The sequence below is a fragment of the Shewanella basaltis genome (assembly GCF_023283885.1).
Lineage (GTDB): Bacteria > Pseudomonadota > Gammaproteobacteria > Enterobacterales > Shewanellaceae > Shewanella > Shewanella basaltis.
Map to the genome: position 1 here is coordinate 37683 of NZ_JAKILA010000018.1, position 18450 is coordinate 56132.

Genomic DNA, 18450 nt, shown 5'->3' on the forward strand with positions numbered 1-18450 from the left:
GCAGTGTTAAAGGGCTGCACAAACAGTTAATTAAAAGTGTGTTCTTCGGCTGGGAAGGTGCCATTGGCCACTTCGTCAATATATGCTCGAATAGCTGAGCGGATCTCACCTGTTTGTTTGAGGTAGTTTTTAGAAAAGCGAGGAATATAGCCGCTGGAAATCCCCAATACATCATGCATAACCAAAATTTGGCCGTCGGTGTCAGCGCCTGCACCAATGCCAATAACAGGGATAGTAAGGGCTTGTGTTATCGCTTTAGCCAATTGTGGTGGGATACATTCAACCACTAATAATTGCGCGCCAGCAGCTTGCAATGCTTTGGCTTCATCAAGAATTCGTTGGGCATTTTCAGCATCGCGGCCTTGCACTTTAAATCCGCCAAACACATGTACTGACTGCGGAGTTAAGCCTAAATGAGCACATACTGGAATACCTCGTTCTGTGAGCATTTTGACGCTTTCAAGTAACCAGTGTCCGCCTTCAACTTTGACCATATTGGCACCCGCTTGCATTAACAATGCGGCGTTGGTCATGGTTTGTTCTGGCGTGCTGTAGCTCATAAATGGCATGTCGGCTATTAAAAGCGAACGTGAAATACCGCGTTTGACACAAGCGGTATGATAAGCAATATCGGCAATAGTGACGGGTAACGTGTCGTCATGACCTTGCAACACCATGCCCAAAGAGTCGCCAACGAGCAGCACGTCTACACCTTCGCTATCAAATGCGCCGGCAAAACTGGCGTCGTAAGCGGTTAATGCTGTAAACTTTTTACCTTCTTTTTTGAACTTAATCAGGGTAGAACTGGTAACTTTTGACATAGTAGACTCTTAAAAATTAATGATTAAAAACTGAGCTTAATGTGCGGCTTATGCTCAACTTTACTCGATAAGCTTTTGCAATTCATCGTACATTGTCACACTAATCAGGCTTTCAAGGCTGGCACCACAAGGTAGTGTGAGTGTTGGTGCAATCTCTGCTAAGGGGACTAATACAAAGCTGCGTTGTTTCATGCCGTAATGCGGCACAATTAGCCGCGTTTCGTTTATTTGCTGTTGTCCGTATAGCAGCAAATCTAAATCAAGGGTGCGCGGACCCCAGCGTTGTATTCTTACTCGACCTTGTTGTTGCTCAATGGCTTGTAATGCGTCAAGTAACTTAATGGGCGATAATGTGGTAACAAAACCTGCGACAGCATTGACATAGTCAGGCTGGATCACGTCTCCCATTGGTTTTGAGCAATAGTAACTTGAAACCCGCACTGAGCCATCGGTGGCAAGAGTGCTCAGTGCTTCAACCGCAGAGTCGAGTTGCTGTGTCGGATTAGCTAAGTTAGCGCCGAGTGCGACATAAACCTCAATGGCCACGTTAATTACTCAGCCGCGGGTTTCGTTTTAGCAGCAGGCTTACGACGGCGCTTGCGTTGTGGTGCATTACGATTACGACTGTTGCTACCTTTGCTGCTACTTTTAGCGATTTCGCCACGCTCTGTTTCGTCGGCTTCAACAAAGCTTTTCCACCAATCGGCTATTTTGGCAATATTGCCCGATTCAACTTCGCCACGAAGCAATAACAAATCGTACGCGGCTCTGAATTTAGGGTTCTCTATCATTTTAAAAGCACGAGTACCCTGGCTTCTCTCTAAGCGAAGTTGTAATTGCCAAATGTCTTTTGCAGGCGTGCTAAATCGACGAGGAATGCTGATGGTACGACATTGCTGTTCCATCACATCGCCCATTGCTGCAACGTGAGCGTCGTAAAGGGTTAAGCCGCTTTCGATAGCGATATCATCAGCACGCTGTTTAAGCGGATACCATAGTATTGCTGCATAAAAAAATGCTGGTGTGACAGGTTTGTCTTGGCTTACGCGCAAGTCAGTGTTTCTCATAACCGCTTGCAACATTTTGGCTGCATGGCCTTTTGGCGACTCACTTATCAACGCACTCACTTGCGGGAAGAGTGGCGCAAATAACCCAAAGTGTTGCATCATTTGATAGTTTTCTTCTGCTTTGCCTGCAAAGAAGAGTTTTAATACTTCTTCATACATGCGCGCGGCAGGAATGTCGCTTAATAATGGCGCCAATGTTTTTATGGGTTCTGCGGTGGTTGCATCGATTTGCATGTCGAGTTTGGTTGCAAATCGAACTGCACGCAACATGCGCACAGGGTCTTCACGGTAGCGTGTTTCAGGATCGCCAATCAGTTTGATTGTGCGCGCATTAAGGTCGCTTATTCCACCGCCATAGCTGCGAATAGAGTAGTCGCTAATGTCATAATAGAGGGCGTTAATGGTGAAGTCGCGACGTTCGGCATCTTCGTCGATTTCGCCATAAACGTTGTCACGTAGTAAACGCCCCTCTGCATTTGATTTAGACACTTTATCGTCTGTCTCTGAGTGATGACCACGAAACGTTGCCACCTCGATTACATCACGACCAAACACGATATGAGCGAGCCTAAAACGACGGCCAACCAAACGGCAATTGCGGAACAATTTTTTAATGTCTTCGGGTGTGGCATTGGTTACAACGTCAAAATCTTTGGGTTGTAAACCAAGTAAAATGTCGCGCACACCGCCGCCAACCAAATAGGCTTTGTAACCGGACTTATTCAGACGGTAAAGCACTTTTAGTGCGTTTTCACTAATTTGGCGACGTGAAATGGAGTGACCATCTCTGGAGATGATATCCAGACGTAAGCCATCTTCTTGAATGGGCGCTTCAAGGACTGGAGCTACTTTGTTGTCTTCAAATAGCTGTTTACAGAATTGGCTGATACGGCGAAAAATAATACACCTCGTGATACTAGAATAAATTGATTAAAAATCTGGCGGGTATAATACATTAAATGTGATGCAATGAGTATATGTGCGATGTGGCTAAAAGCCGTTAATGCGTCACCTTAATCGCATTTTTTTATTATGTCGCCAGGTTTGTCTTGTCTAATACGATTTCTTTTTGCTTGGGGATCCTTTGCAAGCTAAATTGCGCCACTGCTTGTTGGAGCATAACCTCGACGGCATCGACGTCAACACTGGGTTGACCTAAGAAGCTCAGGGCTGCATTTATACTGGCTTGCGGCTGCTTAGTGTCTATGGCTGGCGCATGGTTTTGTTTTGATAACTTAAATCCTATTTCTGCACAAGCTAATGGTAAATGTAGCCAAGTAGGTGCACTTAATCCTAGTTGCGAAAATAAGCTTATTTGTCGGCAGCTAGCGTCTAATAAATCGCAGCCTCTGACCACTTCGGTGATGCCTTGAAAAGCGTCATCTAATACCACGGCAAGTTGATAAGCGTACAGTCCATCGCTACGTTTGATGATAAAGTCTTCGGCGGCAAAATGGCTGTCGACGGTAACTCTGCCCTGTACAATATCTGTAAATGTACCGACTTTTGCTTGGTTACGGATCCGTATTGCGCCTTGGGTGAGCAGAGGTTGACATTGACCACAGCGCCCGTCGTAAAGCCCACCATTGGCCTGAATGAGTTTACGAGTACATTGGCAAAAATAGGCGAGGTCTTGGCTCACTAGCAGATCTATTTGCTGTTGATAGGCATCATAACGTTGGTGTTGGTATAACACTGAATCATGCCAATGTAGGCCATAGGCTTCTAGTGTGCGAAGAATATCATCGCTGGCACCGGCAATTTCACGAGGGGGGTCAATGTCTTCAATACGAACTAACCATTTGCCTTGCTGGCTGTGGGCGCGCAGGTAGCTACCTAATGCGGCGATAAGTGACCCAAAGTGTAATGGTCCAGAAGGCGATGGCGCAAAACGGCCAATATAGTGAGTATTGCTCATAGCGGTGAATTTTTTAGTCGCTAAGGTTACACAGACAATCACATGGCATGGTGAGTGACTATGCTGTTTATGTCAGTTGTAGAAAACAGAAGGGCGAGATAATCTCGCCCTATTGGATAACGGGTTAACCCGCCATCTGTTTTTCTTTAATCTCTGCTAGCGTCTTGCAATCAATACACTGATCGGCAGTTGGACGAGCTTCAAGACGACGGATACCGATTTCGATACCGCAAGAGTCACAGAAACCAAAATCATCTTCTTCAATTTTCTGCAATGTCTTTTCTATCTTCTTGATAAGCTTACGTTCTCTATCACGAGCACGTAGTTCTAAGCTGAATTCTTCTTCTTGTGCTGCACGGTCTACAGGATCAGGAAAGTTTGCAGCTTCATCTTGCATGTGAGTTAACGTACGGTCGACTTCTTCACGCAATTGGTTACGCCATGCTTCGAGGATCAGTTTAAAGTGACCACGTTGCTTGCTATTCATGTACTCTTCACCAGCTGACTCCTGGTAAGCATCTACACCAGCAATAGCGAGTACGCCAAGTTTTTTAGTGCCTTCAGGCATAACGCATCTCCTGTAATCTTTTGCGTTTTAAGGGCGTCTTAAATTTACGGCCGCTATGTCTTATTTTTACGGCCGCTATCTATACCAGAAACTCTATAGCTAGGCAAATTTTTTGCTTAGTATTTCAGTGTTTTTATTTACAGTATCACGTTACAGGGGGCAATTATTTGACTTACCTGTGGTGAAAGGGCTGTTTTATAAGCTAACACTTCAACGCCCTGAATGACGGCTTGTTCAAGTAAGTCTGCGTATTGTGGGTCAATATGGCGCGCGGGTTTTACTGTTGATATGCCACTGTGCTGCACCACAAACAATAATACTGCTCGGTGGCCCATAGTGACCATTTGGATGAGTTCACGTAGATGCTTTTGTCCCCGCGTTGTGACGGCATCAGGAAAGTAACCCACATGGTCTTCTAGTAAGGTACAACTTTTCACTTCAATATAGCATTCTGGCAGGGTTTGGCTAGTGAGCAAGATATCGATTCTGCTATTTTCATGGCCATATTTTACTTCGCGTTTTAACGTGTCATAGCCTTGCAGTTCAGTAATCACATGTTGCTTGATGGCTTCTTCTGCAAGGGCGTTAGCTCGTCCGGTATTGATACCAATCAAATGTTGTTGATCTGTTTGCATTATCTCCCAGGTGTGGGGATATTTTCGTTTGGGGTTATCTGAGGTTGAAAACCAAACTGGCTGGCCCGGAAATAGGCAGTTTTTCATGGAACCTGTGTTGGGGCAATGAATGGTGATGATCTGTCCATCTGGCAGGCTGACATCGGCTAAAAAGCGTTTATAACGTTTTAGTAATATGCCAGTTTCTAATTTGGGTTCAAATTGCATGTGAGTAAATATGCCATTGGTTCATTTACAACAATGCTAACAAATTTTAGCTTGGTTTATCGATTATGTTTTGTCTACACTACTGCCATTCGCTCGAGTTTTAGACTGGGCTGTTGTTCCAGTATTGATAGTAATGTATTCACTTAATAAGCATTGCTATTTAAACAATTGACGAGTAAAGCACAACCAGCTCTTACGTATTAGCGCTATTTTGCGCACAACAAGGAATGACTATGGATATTATGACGGTAATGCTGACCAATGAGGCGCCGGCGGCTCATTGGGGTAAAGCGGATGTAACTTATCAAGGCGCACAATCTTTGATCCACCTATCTGGTAGTGATGAGTTACGCCAAGTGCAAATGGCAGCAAGAAAAATACGTAATCAAGGCGTAAATGCTGTGCAGTTAGCGGGTGATTTGTGGAACGTGCATTCTCAGTGGGCGTTTGCACAAGGTTTTGCCACGGCTAAAGCGGGTTATCAAGTGCTTTGGTGTGGCAGTGAGTCAGATAAAGCTACGTTAACTCAACGTGCTGAGGCCGCTCAATTTGCTCGTAAGTTAATTAATGACACACCAGAAGATTTATCGCCTGTCGGTTTAGCAACTCAAGCAGCTGCCTGGTTAAAAGACATTGGTGGTGACAAAATCAGCTTTAATATTGTTGAAGGCCAAGAACTGTTAGAAAAAAAATGGGTGGGTATCCATGCTGTGGGTCGTGGCAGTGAGCGTCCACCTGCATTGCTTGAGCTTGATTTTAATCCGCTTGCAGCAGATGCTCCGGTGTCAGTTGCCTTGGTCGGTAAAGGGATAACCTTTGACTCTGGCGGTTATAGCCTTAAGTCATCCGAAGGTATGTTGGCCATGAAGTGTGACATGGGCGGCGCGGCGACGGTGACAGCCGCGCTTGGTTTAGCAATGAAAGCTGGATTAAATAAACGCGTAAAACTGTTTTTATGTTGCGCAGAAAACTTAGTCAGTGGTCGTGCGTTTAAGCTGGGTGATATTTTAACTTACAAAAATGGCACCACAGTTGAAATTGTGAATACCGACGCAGAAGGGCGTTTAGTGTTAGCCGATGGTCTACAGGCCGCGTCAGAAACGGGTGCGCCATTGATTATTGACGCTGCAACCTTAACTGGTGCTGCAGTTATGGCTGTTGGTTCTAACTACAATGCTATCTTCTCACCACAAACCGCCACTCTCCAATTGGCACAAAAACGTGCGGCTGCGGTGTCTGAAAACGTATGGCCATTACCGTTAGATCCTTGGCACAAAGATATGTGTCCATCGGCGTACGCAGACACAGCAAACAGTCGTCCTGTAAAAGGGGGAGGAGCTGGCGGCGCATCTAATGCGGCTGGTTTCTTATGGCGTTTTGTGTCACCACAAGCCAACTGGTTGCATGTTGACTTAGCGGCGGCATTTGAGTCTTCAGCTTCAGCATTGTGGGCTGCAGGTGCAACAACTCATGGTGTGTTAACCATTGCTGAGTTATTAAAAGACTAGTGCCAGTTAATCCTTGCTGGTTACATCTTGTTTAAGTGGACGTTATGTAAGAGTCATCAGCATTATTTGAGGCGTCGGTAATGACTTAAGCCTTGAAAGATTAGCCAACGTTAACCAGTAACATGTTAATCATTAAATTGTAAAAAATGAAATGTAGACCGCTAATAGTGAATCGCCATTATTAGCGGTTTTTTATTTTGCGAAACCCCAATGTTTGCTGACTAGACTGTATGCTAGCTATCTAGAGTTCAGGTTAGTTAAGATTGATATAACCTTAAGAATTAATGTTTTTGGTAGTTTGGACTTCATCGCAATATGAGTAAATACAGCATGCTAATATGTTGCGTTAATTGTTGACTGGAATGGGGTGGTTGATTCTTTTGTTGTTAAAGATATTAATAAACCTCAGCTCTGGATAACAAACGCCTTTCAAGCAGTCCTTTGCCTTCCTCACTGCGTTGAATTAACTTGCAATAGGCTAGCTATTGACGCGTTAATTCGCCTTGTTAGCAAAACAAATCACAAGCTTGACAGTGGATTTTAGTCAATCTATTGATTTATATCGTTATCAATACATCTCTTATCCAGAGTTGAGGTTAATCAGTCTTTCTGTTGATATATACCCTTGTGTCTTCATTTTATTTGCTCAGTAACCCTGAGTAACTGGTCCGATCTACAGGATCTCAAAAACATAATTGCATGTGTAAATTACGCTCTCTAACACACGCCGTACTTGAACTGTATAAGGTTGGCAACCCATGCTACATCATAGATATTTGTTTTATTGATGGTTTTTATTAACTGAGATGAATTGCTCATCTTGGGGAGATTCAAACCGGTTTGCGTAATCCCTTAATTAGTAATGGGTTGAAACCCTAACCCGAATAGATTATTAATACAGCATGATATAAACAAATCTCGTTAATTGTGATTGACTAAACTACACTAAAAACAAGTGTAAGTGACAAACTTAACGAAAACCCATGTTTTTATTCCTGAGCAAATTGAATTGCAATCTTTGATTGAGTTGATGAATGGCAGATAGCACCCAACAACTGTTGAAAAGTGTTTTTACGAATGGACCTATTGAAGGGAATAATACTTCGGTGTTAGATCTGCTCAATCGGGCGCTTGAGCTTGTCTGTGAGCGACTTGAATGCAGTGCTGCATTTATATTGACCAGCCAATTTGATAACGTGTTTGCACCCGACAGTGACATCATCGACACTACCGAACAGCATTGTGCCAGTCACTTTGCCGCGTTAACTGATGTTAGTGTTCAATTTAATCAAGCGGTGCAGAGCCATCAAAAATTATGTAAATCGCTACTAGAAAATACTCAGCCCATTATTTATTGCGCAGTAGATGATAATCAAACCGTATTCGATGAGGCGCCTTTGCTGGTGCCATTATTACAAACTTTTTCATCGTTAAACATTGATTGCCAACATCTTGCAATCAGTCCGGTATTACAAGTTGGTAATGTTAAAGTCATATTAGGCGCCTTGTGTGTTACCGACTCCAAAGGCGCCACAAGTCAGAGCAATCCATGTGAGTTTGTGTATAAATTACTTGATGACACAGCCTATCAACTCGCGTCGGCGCTAGAACTGCGCCGTTTAGCTGTGGTGCTTGACAGCAAAGATAAGCAGTATCAGGAGTTATTCCAGCTACTGCCAATGGCATGTGCCTTAATTGATTTACATAATACCGTCGTACTGCAAAATGATATTTGGCTAAGTATTTTGCCTATTAGGCAAGGCGATAACCTCTTTCACGTATTACGTGATGAAGACCACCCGTTGCTTAATGACACCTTACATATTGTTCGCGAAGGTATTTTACGGCAGGCGTGGTGTGAGATCCCTTTACGCAATGGTGCCCAAAATCATTGGTACAAGTTCAGCTTTTGTCATGCATTAAACCGCCAAAAGCAACTATTACTGATGATAGAAGATGTTACCGAACGTTACCGTTTGGCCGATGAACTGTCTTTCCATTCCCATCATGACATGCTGACCGGACTGCCTAATCGAGTGCAGTTTGAGAATATGCTCGACGATTTACTAAACGATGAAGAGCATATTCCGGCATGCATTGCCTTTCTCGATCTTGATCAATTTCAGGTGGTTAACGATCTCAGTGGCCATTTGGCGGGTGATCAATTATTGCAACAAGTTGCCGTGCGTTTAAAGCAATTGTTACGCAAAGGCGATGTTGTTGCTCGCCTTGGTGGTGATGAGTTTGGTTTATTAATGCATTACTCAGACAAGGCTTCGGCGCAACTGGTTGCTAAACGAATCTGCCAGCAACTGTTTGATCATGAATTTATTTGGAAAGGCATTAAACACAATATCAGTGCCAGCATTGGTATTGCACAGGTCGACTATGGTGATAGCGATATTTATGGCGTAATGAGTAAAGCCGACGCTGCATGTCAGTTGGCAAAAGAAGACGGCCGCAATCGCTGGCATTTCTATAATCCAGACGATCCGCAAATGCACATCATGTATAACCAGATGTTAGCGTCTGTCGATATTGCCGGGGCTTTGGCACTCAATCAATTTGAATTGTTTTACCAACTCATTGAGCCGCTTAATAAGCAAGAGAGCGGCATACACATGGAAATCTTGCTACGCATGGTACAAAGCGATGGTTCCTATGTGTCCCCAGGAGTGTTTTTACCCGCTGCAGAACGCTATAACCTAGCGCCGCGTGTCGACAGTTGGGTCATTGATAATTTACTAAAATGGGGTGGCGAAAACCTCAATGTTTGGCAGCAACTGTCTATGGTGTCGGTTAATTTGTCAGCCATGTCATTGGCGGACCAAAAATTTATGAACTGGCTTGAAATGCGCTTAATGGTTGAGCCTGAGCTTGTTGATAAATTGTGTTTTGAAATTACCGAGACCGCTGCTGTTAGCCAGTTAGAGCAAGCCACAGGATTAATCGATTTACTGAAACCATTTGGTTGTAAATTGGCCCTAGATGATTTTGGTTCTGGTTTTTCCAGTTTTGCTTATTTAAAGTGCCTTGATGTTGATTATGTCAAAATTGATGGTCAGTTTGTGGTGAATTTATGCAGTAATCGCCACGACAAAGCCATTGTGTCGGCGATTTGCCAATTAGGTAAAGACATGAATTTTGAAGTGATTGCCGAGTTTGTTGAAAACACAAACATTGGTGAATACCTGAGAAACATTGGCGTTGATTATGCCCAAGGTTACGCAATCAACAAACCTACTCGTTTAATTGAGCTTGTTAGCGGCCTTCGAAGCCCTTGGTTAACAGACGCGACGAGTGTCATTACTGAAGAAGAGCGAAAAGCATTAGACCTTTAGCATTACAGGTGTTGATATTATGGTGTTTGTGTGTCGGGCTCATTCTTGCAAAGATAAGTATTGTGAAAGATAAGCTAAGATTTATGCCCCACACCTTGCTTACCTTTATGTAAAATCTGACGTTAATTGAACATCTTCAGCCGCATTGGGTATATGCTCTCGATTAGTATAAAATACCGCGTAAAATCACTGCCACAGTAAATACCTTGACCATACCTAACACCGCCAAGTCAGACTCATTACGCTCCACCCAGCAGGCGGGTGCCGCCTCTTTGCCAATCCATGATGTGTTAGTCGATATTCGCAGCGCCATTAAACAGCAGTCTCAACTTATTATTGAAGCGCCTACCGGTGCAGGTAAGTCAACTGCATTGCCATTAGCCATGCTAAGTTGGCCAGAAATTAACGGCAAAATACTCATGCTTGAACCAAGGCGAGTTGCGACACGAAACGTGGCGCAATTTATTGCTAAACAGTTAGGCCAGCCAGTAGGCCAAGATGTAGGTTATCGCGTTCGTGGCGATACCAATGTAAGTCAACAAACTCGCCTTGAAATTGTCACCGAAGGTATTTTAACCCGGATGATCCAGCATGACCCTGAGTTAACAGGGGTTGCGGTGATCATTTTTGATGAAATCCATGAACGTCATTTACCCACAGACTTAGGCCTTGCTCTTGCCCTTGAAGTACAGCAATCCCTGCGCGCTGACTTAACCATTATCGCTATGTCGGCTACGTTATCTGGTTTGTCGTTGAGCAATTTAATGCCTGATGCGCGGCAAATTAATAGCCAAGGGCGCAGTTTTGAAGTGCAGCATCAATATTTGCCTTGCCCTTCGCAGCAGCCATGGTTAGTGCATATGGCCCGTGTGATTAACGATACCGTAAATGATGCCAGCTTAGCTGAATATCAACTTGGCAGTGTATTGGCGTTTTTACCTGGTAAAGGTGAAATCAATAAACTGGCTCGTTTGCTTAATGAGCGTTTAGACTCATCATGGCTAATTTATCCTTTGTATGGGGATTTACCCCCAGCAGAGCAAGATCGCGCCATAGGGTTAACTGAACCTGGCAAGCGCAAAATTGTATTAGCAACCAATGTTGCCGAGTCCAGTTTAACCATTGAGGGGATAACGATTGTTATCGACAGTGGTTATCGGCGCGAGGCCAGTTTTAACCCTAAAACCGGTGTAACGCGTTTAGGGCTTAAGCGCATTAGCCAGGCTTCTGCTGTGCAGCGCAGTGGTCGAGCTGGACGTTTAGCTCCAGGGTATTGTGTGCGTTTATGGAGCCAAGAAGAACATGGACGATTACGCAAAGTTGACGAGCCAGAAATTAGCCTAAGCGAACTGACTTCAATGGCATTAGACTGTGCCAATTGGGGCGCTAAGTCATTTAGTGAGTTGTCGTTGTTAACGCCGCCGCCAGCGATTCATGAACAGGTTGCCTGGCAGTTGTTACAGCAGTTAGCGTTAACTGACCCACAACGAAAATTAACATCATTGGGGCACGAAGCTTACGCATTAGGCTGCCATCCGCGTTTGGCTCACATGCTACTTAAAGCGAAACACCTGGCTCACGCAGAGTCGCAACCGCAATTGTGTGTGTTAGCCTGTGTGTTAGCCGGTATTATTGAAGCGCGTGGTTTACCCAAAAAAGGCGCTGATATTCATCATTATCTTGGCGAAGCGCTTCATGGGCAAATAAAACAACAAGTGCACCAATGGCAACAATCTTTGGGTGTCTCTGGGTCGGTACAAAACGCCATTAGCCAGGCATCAACTCGAGACGTGAGTTATTTGTTAGCGCTTGCTTACCCAGATCGTATTGCCAAAGCGCGTGGTCAAGATGGTTTTTTATTAAGTAACGGAACTGGCGTGGTGATCGCTGCGGATGATAGTTTGGCGCACGAACCATGGTTAGTGGTTGCTGACTTTCAAGAGACTCAGGGCCGAAACGCGGGCCAAGTCTATTTAGCCGCTAGGTTCGATGATCGACTGTTTAATGATGAATTAAAGGCGTTAGTCACCCAGCAAGTGCAAGGAGGCTGGGATGAGGTTAAAGGACGATTTTTTGCTGAAAAACAAACCAAAATTGGGCAAATCATCATTAAAACGGAAACCGGCATCGCGCCAGAGCGAGCTCAAATTACCGCGGCATTGTTAGAACAAGTTCGTGTTAAAGGGTTAACAATCCTTAATCGTGATGACGCATTAATCCAGTTACAATACCGAGTCGAGTTAGCTCGCTTTTATGCTCCAGAATATGACTGGCCTTGCTTAACTGACACACACTTATTGGCTAGCTTGTCAGATTGGTTAGGGCCATATATTGAACAAGTTAACTCGCTGGCGGCTTTAGCTAAGGTCGATGCTTATGGGTTAGTTAAAAATAGCTTAAGCTGGCAGCAGCAAACATTACTCGAACAGTTAGTGCCCACACATTGGCTAATGGCAACGGGAACACGGGCACCGATAACCTATCAAATGCCCCTTGACGAGAATGGCCATTTTTATCACAGCGATGCAGAGCAGGGCCGAGCTTTATTAAGTGTTCGTCTGCAAGAAGCCTTGGGGATGGCACAAAGCCCGAGTATATTGCAGGGAAAAATGACCGTGACCATGGCGTTACTCTCACCAGCACAACGTCCATTGGCGGTAACGGCTGATTTAGCCAGCTTTTGGCAAGGGCCTTATGTTGAGGTGAAAAAAGAAATGCGGGGTCGTTACCCTCGCCATTTGTGGCCTGACGATCCTGTTAATACCGTAGCGACAAAATTTACTAAAAAGAAAACCCCTGGATTATAGGCGCCTTATTTATTTAACGATGGCGTATTGATTATTGTGCAAAATGACATGAAAAATGACTTATGACAAAAAAAACAACAACGAACAAACCTCGCGCTAAAAAAGCGACCAGATCATGGTGGCGATCGTTATGGTCTTTAATCTGGAAGCTTACCTTAGTCGGGCTTGCGGTAGTGACTTTTTATGCGATCTATTTAGATCAAATTATTGCGCAAAAATTTGAAGGACAAAAGTGGCATTTACCGGCGCAAATGTTCAGTCGTTCTATGGCCTTATATCCTGGTGCCGCGGTTAACCACCCGCAATTAATGGCGGAATTAAAACTACTGGGTTATCGCAAAGTCGCTAACCCACGCCAAGTGGGTGAGTTTTCTGCATCAAGTACCCGTATTGAGTTATGGCGTCGTCCATTTTTGCACCCAGAAGGCAATCAAGCCGAGCAACGAGTAATGATAAGCTTTGATTCTGAAGGGGTTAGCTCGGTTAAGCGCATGTCTGATAAACGTGAGTTGGCCGTATTTCATTTAGAACCTGTGCTACTTGATCGCATCATTGCCGGTGACGGCGAAGACCGTTTATTTGTTCCCGCACCACAGATGCCGCAAAGTATTATTGATGCGCTAATTTTAGTCGAAGATCGCAGTTTTTATGATCACCATGGTGTTAATCCATTAGCGATTGCCCGAGCTGCATTAGTTAACATCAGTGCAGGTCGTACGGTGCAGGGCGGCTCGACTCTGACGCAACAGTTAGCCAAAAACTTCTTTTTAAGCAGCGAGCGCTCTATTGTGCGTAAAGTACGTGAAGCACTTATGGCACTGATTATTGATTTTAGGTACAGCAAAGATGAAATTTTAGAAGCCTACCTAAATGAAGTCTACATGGGGCAGGACAAGGCCCGCGGTGTACACGGAATGGGCTTAGCCTCGCAGTTTTATTTTGGTCGCCCAGTGGGTGAATTAACTGTGTCACAGCAAGCATTTTTGGTGGCTGTTATTAAAGGGCCGTCTTACTACAATCCTTGGCGTTACCCTGAGCGGGCGCAAGAGCGTCGTGATTTGGTTCTGCGTTTATTGATGGAAAATGACAAACTGACTGTTGCGCAATACAAGGCTGCAGCTGAATCTCCGCTTGGCTTACGCAGCTCGCAAAAATCAGTGCATCAAAAACTACCGGCCTTTTTTGCTGTGGTAAAACAAGAATTACGTGAGCGTTATGGTGACTCGTTGCTGCAGCAATCTGGTGTAAAAGTGTACACAACACTTGATCCTATGGCGCAAGAAGCTGCCGAAAAAGCAGTATCATCGACTATGGCTTCATTAGACAAGCGGGCAAAAAATATTCAGGTTGGCATGGTCGTTACCGACAAATACACCGGCGGGATTGCGGCAATGGTGGGTGATAAAGTGCCTGGATACGAGGGCTTTAATCGTGCCGTGGAGATCCGTCGTCCTATTGGCTCGTTAATTAAGCCTTTTGTGTATGCCAGTGCGCTTAATCAAAGCGATAAGTTTTCGTTGGCTACGCCAATTGACGATAAACCTATAACCTTAAAAAACGAGCAAGGCAAAACCTGGTCTCCTAAAAATTTCGATAAAAAGTTTAGCGGCCAAGTACCATTACTCACCGCAATCAAAGACTCGATGAACGTACCAACGGTCAATGTAGGCTTGGCAGTGGGGGTTGATAATGTGGTGTCTACCTTACAAAAGTCGGGTTGGGATGAGTCTGTATCGCCGTATCCGTCAATGTTACTTGGTGCGGTCAATGGCTCACCATTGATGGTGGCGCAGGTTTATCAAACCCTGGCAGACGAAGGTCGATATCGTAAATTAACCTCGATTACCGCGGTGTTAGATAGCCAAAACCAGGCGTTGGATGTGAGTCGAGCACCCAGCTCGCAAGCGATAGCGCCAGCCACTGACTACCTAGTGCAATATGCCATGAATCATGTGGTGCGTTCGGGTACAGCTAAGCGTTTAGGTGCTGCGTTCCCTGGGGTGCGACTTGCCGGCAAAACGGGTACCAGTAACGACAGTCGCGATTCTTGGTTTGCAGGCTTTGATGAGCGTAACGTGGCGGCTATTTGGGTCGGTCAAGATGACAACAGTAAAACGGGTTTATATGGCAGTAGCGGCGCAATGGCGGTGTATCAGGCCTTTTTACAGCAACGTCCACCGTTGAGTTTACGGATGGTTCCTGTCAATGGTGTGATTAACGGTTACTTCGACCGTACGACGGGTGTCGCGAAACAAGGTAACTGTGACAACATTATCAGCTTGCCAGCATTAGAGACCAGTTATCGTCCCGCTGAAAATTGCGGTGAACCTTTATCCTGGTGGCAAAAGCTGGTGGGTGGCTAGCAAGTTATTTGCCGTTAGTAAAAAGCCCAAGGTCTAGTCGACGTTGGGCATTTTTGTATGTTTGTTACGCAGATATGATCTTGCTAGGGTTTGTCGAGTTGTTGCCTTAGCTTGGTAATTTCAGCAAGCATCGCTTGTTGATTTTGCTCCATCTGTAATTGATTTTGCTGCATTTGCTCAAGCGCCGCTTCAAGTTTACTGTTGATCTGTTCTTTGTGGGCTTCTTTTGCATCTTGCTCTTCTTGACGTTCGGTTTCATCAGGGGCGACAAATACCGATGCCATATAACCAGATATTACCCCGAAAAAGCTCACACCACTGACAATAACTAACCCACCAATCACATGACCTATGGTACTCACCGGATAAAAATCACCGTAACCGACAGTAGAAATGGTCACTAATGCCCACCAAATAGCTTGTTCTGCTGTTTGAATATTGGCATTGGGCTCGGCACTTTCGACTAATAAAATCAATACCGAAGCCGTAGCAAGAATGAGTACCATCGCCACGAGTAAGCTGGCTAATGTGGCTTGCTTGCGCTGACGAAGCAGGGGGAGTAGTAGTGAGCGACTCATGCGGATTAACCGGATCACCCGTAAAATTTGAAATATCCGTGCAAATCGCAGTGCTTCAATTGCCGGAATGCTCGCGACAAAATCAATCCAATGATGACGTATGTAGTAGGATTTATTTCGTGCCTTGTATAAGCCATGAAAAAATTTGCTTAAAAAGATAATACAAATGCTGGTGTCGATATACATGAGCACTTTATTGGTTTCGGCATTTAAACGGCCAAAGGTAATGGTTAACACAATCACCACAGACACCAATGACAGTACCATCATGGCTAATTCAAATGGACTGGGACCATCGACGTTTTTAAGTGTCCAACGTTTAGATTCAAACATGAAAGCCTGCTTTGATTCATTGTGAGTAAAGTATAACTTTATCATAACAAAAAACGCACAAGAGGTGAGTCTAGTGCGTTGTTTTTAAGCGATATAACACATAATGAATGTTAGGTAGATGATTTTTTATCGACAAAGTGTACTAAATCATCGAGCACCCGCTTTTTTATTTCTAACTGAGCGTCGCTGTCTAGGCCGTACTTTTGTGCTAATAGCACGTAGTCTTCGCCGCTGAGTGATACGGTTAAACGCGGTCGCTTAGGACGCTTAGATACGGATAGTCCTAGGATGGTACGTATTTGATCAGACGGACTTACGCCTTTATCTAATGCCGCTTTGCGGATGGAATATTGAAACTTTTCATCAAGATCAAAAGCCACTTGTGTGGCTTTTGCGGCTTGTTGGTTTTTAAGCCATTTGTCGGGTAACGGTTTACCTGAGCTCATAAGAAGGTTATCTCCTACTTGTTTCAGCTTGCTGGCCAGTATTCTCTAATGTCTGATAACGGACGATATAAGGTTAACATGACTTCAGTGTCGCCGCCTTCATATACTTCAATATCAATGGCATGAGAGTCTTGGTTGTTCACTAGGCTATAACTTTCAAAGCTTTCACCTCTATCACCATGTTCATCTTGTGGTGGGGTTAAGCCACGATAATCCTGGCGATGAAAATAACCAAATCCAGCAAATTCAACCTGATGGTATTCATCACTCAACCATTGACCAAACTCGGTTTCAAGTTCTGCAGAGAGTGGTAGAGGAGTGAGTACCGCGTTACCGGGTTCTTCAAAAACTTCAGCAAAAGCATCAAGGTCAAATAGGCGTTCAACCTCGGCGCGATTAATTTTAATTGAAATACTGAGGTAAGACTCATCTTCTTGAATGTAAGATAAGTAAATTGCTGTGCCAGAATGGCCACGTAATAAAAATTCGCAAAGCTGCGAGCGCTGATATTCATAAGTATGAATGGCTTCAACCTTGAGCTGTTGCCCACGCAGCAGCGCGGGCAAAGCAAAACTGTCATCAAGGGTTAACATATCACCCTTGAGCAGTTTATTAGGATGGTCAAGCTGGCGCTTCGGGGCTTCTTTTTTGCCAAAAAGGCCGCTAAGAAATCCCATATTGGTTAACCTTTGCGCGCTTTGATGCGATCTAATACCGCATTAGCGTTAGACTTTTGCTCGCCAATTCCGGCCTCAGCCAGTTTAGCATGCAATGACTTGTCGCTGTTTTCTTCAGCTAGGGTTTCTGCTGCTTTTAAGCGGTCATCAAACTGCTGCTGACGGGCTTTAATGCGCTCTAAAGAGTCTTTAGCATTAAGCAGTTTTGAGTTGCTCGATGCAAACGAATCAGTAATCGTTGCCGTGGCTTTTTGTACGCTTTCAGTGGTTTTAACCATGGTTAATTGGCGTTGATAATCGGACAATTGACGCTCGGTTTTTTTCACTAAATCTTTTAAGCGTACCGCATGTGAGCTAAAGCTGTCGTTAGCGGTTTGTTGTTCAGCTAACTCTTCGTCAAGCTGAGCAATTTTTTCAGCAACTTCAATGGCTAATGCCTCGTTGCCTTTGTCTAATGCTTGAGTTGCATAACCTTCGTGTTCAGCAATGCTGCGCTTTAAACGATCGATTTCACGGCTCGCTTGCATTTCTTTGGCCATGACGTCAGTTAATTCACGCTTAGCTTTGGTTAAATGCTTTTCTGCATCACGAATTTCTTGTTCAAAAATACGAGTTGAGTTGGCGTCAACGATAGTTTGGCCAACCTCAGTTGCACCACCACGAAACGCTGTAAGAATCTTGTTTAGAATGCCCATAGTTGGCTCCTTAGTTTAAAAATTCGACGAGTTCGTCGATGACTTCCAGACAGTTGTCTGACAGTACTGCTAATTCTTGTTCAATTTCAATCATGCTTGATTGCACTGACAATGCCCCGTAAACCACGTATTTATCATCAATTTTTGCAAATGAAGATAATGGCATTGGAATGTTGAGCTCTAACATGGTCTCAAACATTTCTGCGCGGCGAGCTTGGTTGACTTCGTTTTCGCCCCATAAATAACTGATACACAATATTTGGTTGTCAGTTACTGATACAAACACCGGAATTTCTTCACGGCCAACAACATTAACTTGTAACACTTCCACATCACCATCAATGGGATAACAGTCGAACTGAAAACCTGTTTGGCTTTGGTCGCACAGTCCGTTTAGGTGACTCGCAATTGTATGTATGTTCATATTCGTCCTTAATTGACATATTATGTCTGTGAGTAAAGATAGCATCCAGACATAATATGTCA

Annotated in this window: 14 protein-coding genes and 1 pseudogene; 4 read left to right on the top strand and 11 right to left on the bottom strand. The window is 44.3% G+C overall.

Annotation, left to right across the window (positions count from 1 at the left end; translation table 11 throughout):
* Window positions 1–26: 26 nt before the first annotated feature.
* From panB to sfsA, 6 genes and pseudogenes are all read right to left on the bottom strand, one after another.
* Window positions 27–821: a 3-methyl-2-oxobutanoate hydroxymethyltransferase gene (panB, locus tag L2703_RS13200; RefSeq protein WP_248971555.1), complete on the bottom strand. Its 795-nt coding sequence runs from the start codon at window positions 819–821 to the stop codon at window positions 27–29.
* Window positions 822–881: 60 nt separating this feature from the next.
* On the bottom strand, window positions 882–1367 hold the full coding sequence (gene folK / locus L2703_RS13205) for a 2-amino-4-hydroxy-6-hydroxymethyldihydropteridine diphosphokinase (RefSeq protein WP_248971556.1): 486 nt from the start codon (window positions 1365–1367) through the stop codon (window positions 882–884).
* A gap of 5 nt (window positions 1368–1372) precedes the next feature.
* Window positions 1373–2844, bottom strand: a pseudogene (gene pcnB / locus L2703_RS13210) (polynucleotide adenylyltransferase PcnB).
* 74 nt (window positions 2845–2918) lie between these two features.
* Complete coding sequence (gluQRS, locus tag L2703_RS13215; RefSeq protein ID WP_248971557.1) at window positions 2919–3806, bottom strand: tRNA glutamyl-Q(34) synthetase GluQRS; 888 nt, start codon at window positions 3804–3806, stop codon at window positions 2919–2921.
* A 124-nt stretch (window positions 3807–3930) separates the two neighbouring features.
* Window positions 3931–4374: an RNA polymerase-binding protein DksA gene (dksA, locus tag L2703_RS13220; RefSeq protein WP_248971558.1), complete on the bottom strand. Its 444-nt coding sequence runs from the start codon at window positions 4372–4374 to the stop codon at window positions 3931–3933.
* Between the two features lie 137 nt (window positions 4375–4511).
* Entirely contained in the window at window positions 4512–5216 is a 705-nt protein-coding gene (gene sfsA, locus L2703_RS13225) for a DNA/RNA nuclease SfsA (protein WP_248971559.1), read from the bottom strand.
* Window positions 5217–5449: 233 nt separating this feature from the next.
* On the opposite strand from sfsA, the gene pepB reads away from it, so the two are divergent.
* From pepB to mrcB, 4 genes are all read left to right on the top strand, one after another.
* Window positions 5450–6724 (top strand): aminopeptidase PepB, encoded by a 1275-nt coding sequence (pepB, locus tag L2703_RS13230; RefSeq protein WP_418358155.1) that lies wholly within the window; start codon window positions 5450–5452, stop codon window positions 6722–6724.
* A 1034-nt stretch (window positions 6725–7758) separates the two neighbouring features.
* Entirely contained in the window at window positions 7759–10065 is a 2307-nt protein-coding gene (locus tag L2703_RS13235; protein WP_248971561.1) for a putative bifunctional diguanylate cyclase/phosphodiesterase, read from the top strand.
* 212 nt (window positions 10066–10277) lie between these two features.
* Window positions 10278–12872 carry an ATP-dependent helicase HrpB gene (gene hrpB, locus L2703_RS13240; protein ID WP_248971606.1) on the top strand — a complete coding sequence of 865 codons (2595 nt, stop codon included), beginning with the start codon at window positions 10278–10280 and terminating at the stop codon, window positions 12870–12872.
* 62 nt (window positions 12873–12934) lie between these two features.
* Window positions 12935–15235 carry a penicillin-binding protein 1B gene (mrcB, locus tag L2703_RS13245; RefSeq protein ID WP_248971562.1) on the top strand — a complete coding sequence of 767 codons (2301 nt, stop codon included), beginning with the start codon at window positions 12935–12937 and terminating at the stop codon, window positions 15233–15235.
* An 83-nt stretch (window positions 15236–15318) separates the two neighbouring features.
* Here the strand turns inward: mrcB and L2703_RS13250 are convergent, their stop codons facing one another.
* From L2703_RS13250 to L2703_RS13270, 5 genes are all read right to left on the bottom strand, one after another.
* Window positions 15319–16146, bottom strand: coding sequence for a potassium channel family protein (locus tag L2703_RS13250; RefSeq protein WP_248971563.1), 828 nt, complete (start codon window positions 16144–16146; stop codon window positions 15319–15321).
* 110 nt (window positions 16147–16256) lie between these two features.
* Window positions 16257–16592, bottom strand: a complete 336-nt coding sequence (locus L2703_RS13255) for a hypothetical protein (protein WP_188737852.1) — start codon at window positions 16590–16592, stop codon at window positions 16257–16259.
* A 23-nt stretch (window positions 16593–16615) separates the two neighbouring features.
* The gene (locus L2703_RS13260) at window positions 16616–17269 is read right to left on the bottom strand and encodes a hypothetical protein (RefSeq protein WP_248971564.1); all 654 of its coding nucleotides are present in this window, start codon (window positions 17267–17269) and stop codon (window positions 16616–16618) included.
* A gap of 5 nt (window positions 17270–17274) precedes the next feature.
* Entirely contained in the window at window positions 17275–17964 is a 690-nt protein-coding gene (locus tag L2703_RS13265; RefSeq protein WP_248971565.1) for a PspA/IM30 family protein, read from the bottom strand.
* Window positions 17965–17974: 10 nt separating this feature from the next.
* The gene (locus L2703_RS13270; protein ID WP_160052590.1) at window positions 17975–18388 is read right to left on the bottom strand and encodes a YjfI family protein; all 414 of its coding nucleotides are present in this window, start codon (window positions 18386–18388) and stop codon (window positions 17975–17977) included.
* Window positions 18389–18450: the final 62 nt, after the last annotated feature.

What these genes read in the sequence shown, in the direction of transcription:
- mrcB (WP_248971562.1), top strand. Translation starts at nt 12,935, where the DNA reads ATGACAAAAAAAACAACAACGAACAAACCTCGCGCTAAAAAAGCGACC.
- gluQRS (WP_248971557.1), bottom strand. Translation starts at nt 3,806, where the DNA reads ATGAGCAATACTCACTATATTGGCCGTTTTGCGCCATCGCCTTCTGGA.
- L2703_RS13270 (WP_160052590.1), bottom strand. Translation starts at nt 18,388, where the DNA reads ATGAACATACATACAATTGCGAGTCACCTAAACGGACTGTGCGACCAA.
- L2703_RS13265 (WP_248971565.1), bottom strand. Translation starts at nt 17,964, where the DNA reads ATGGGCATTCTAAACAAGATTCTTACAGCGTTTCGTGGTGGTGCAACT.
- L2703_RS13260 (WP_248971564.1), bottom strand. Translation starts at nt 17,269, where the DNA reads ATGGGATTTCTTAGCGGCCTTTTTGGCAAAAAAGAAGCCCCGAAGCGC.
- dksA (WP_248971558.1), bottom strand. Translation starts at nt 4,374, where the DNA reads ATGCCTGAAGGCACTAAAAAACTTGGCGTACTCGCTATTGCTGGTGTA.
- pepB (WP_418358155.1), top strand. Translation starts at nt 5,450, where the DNA reads ATGGATATTATGACGGTAATGCTGACCAATGAGGCGCCGGCGGCTCAT.
- sfsA (WP_248971559.1), bottom strand. Translation starts at nt 5,216, where the DNA reads ATGCAATTTGAACCCAAATTAGAAACTGGCATATTACTAAAACGTTAT.
- L2703_RS13250 (WP_248971563.1), bottom strand. Translation starts at nt 16,146, where the DNA reads ATGTTTGAATCTAAACGTTGGACACTTAAAAACGTCGATGGTCCCAGT.
- panB (WP_248971555.1), bottom strand. Translation starts at nt 821, where the DNA reads ATGTCAAAAGTTACCAGTTCTACCCTGATTAAGTTCAAAAAAGAAGGT.
- L2703_RS13255 (WP_188737852.1), bottom strand. Translation starts at nt 16,592, where the DNA reads ATGAGCTCAGGTAAACCGTTACCCGACAAATGGCTTAAAAACCAACAA.
- L2703_RS13235 (WP_248971561.1), top strand. Translation starts at nt 7,759, where the DNA reads ATGGCAGATAGCACCCAACAACTGTTGAAAAGTGTTTTTACGAATGGA.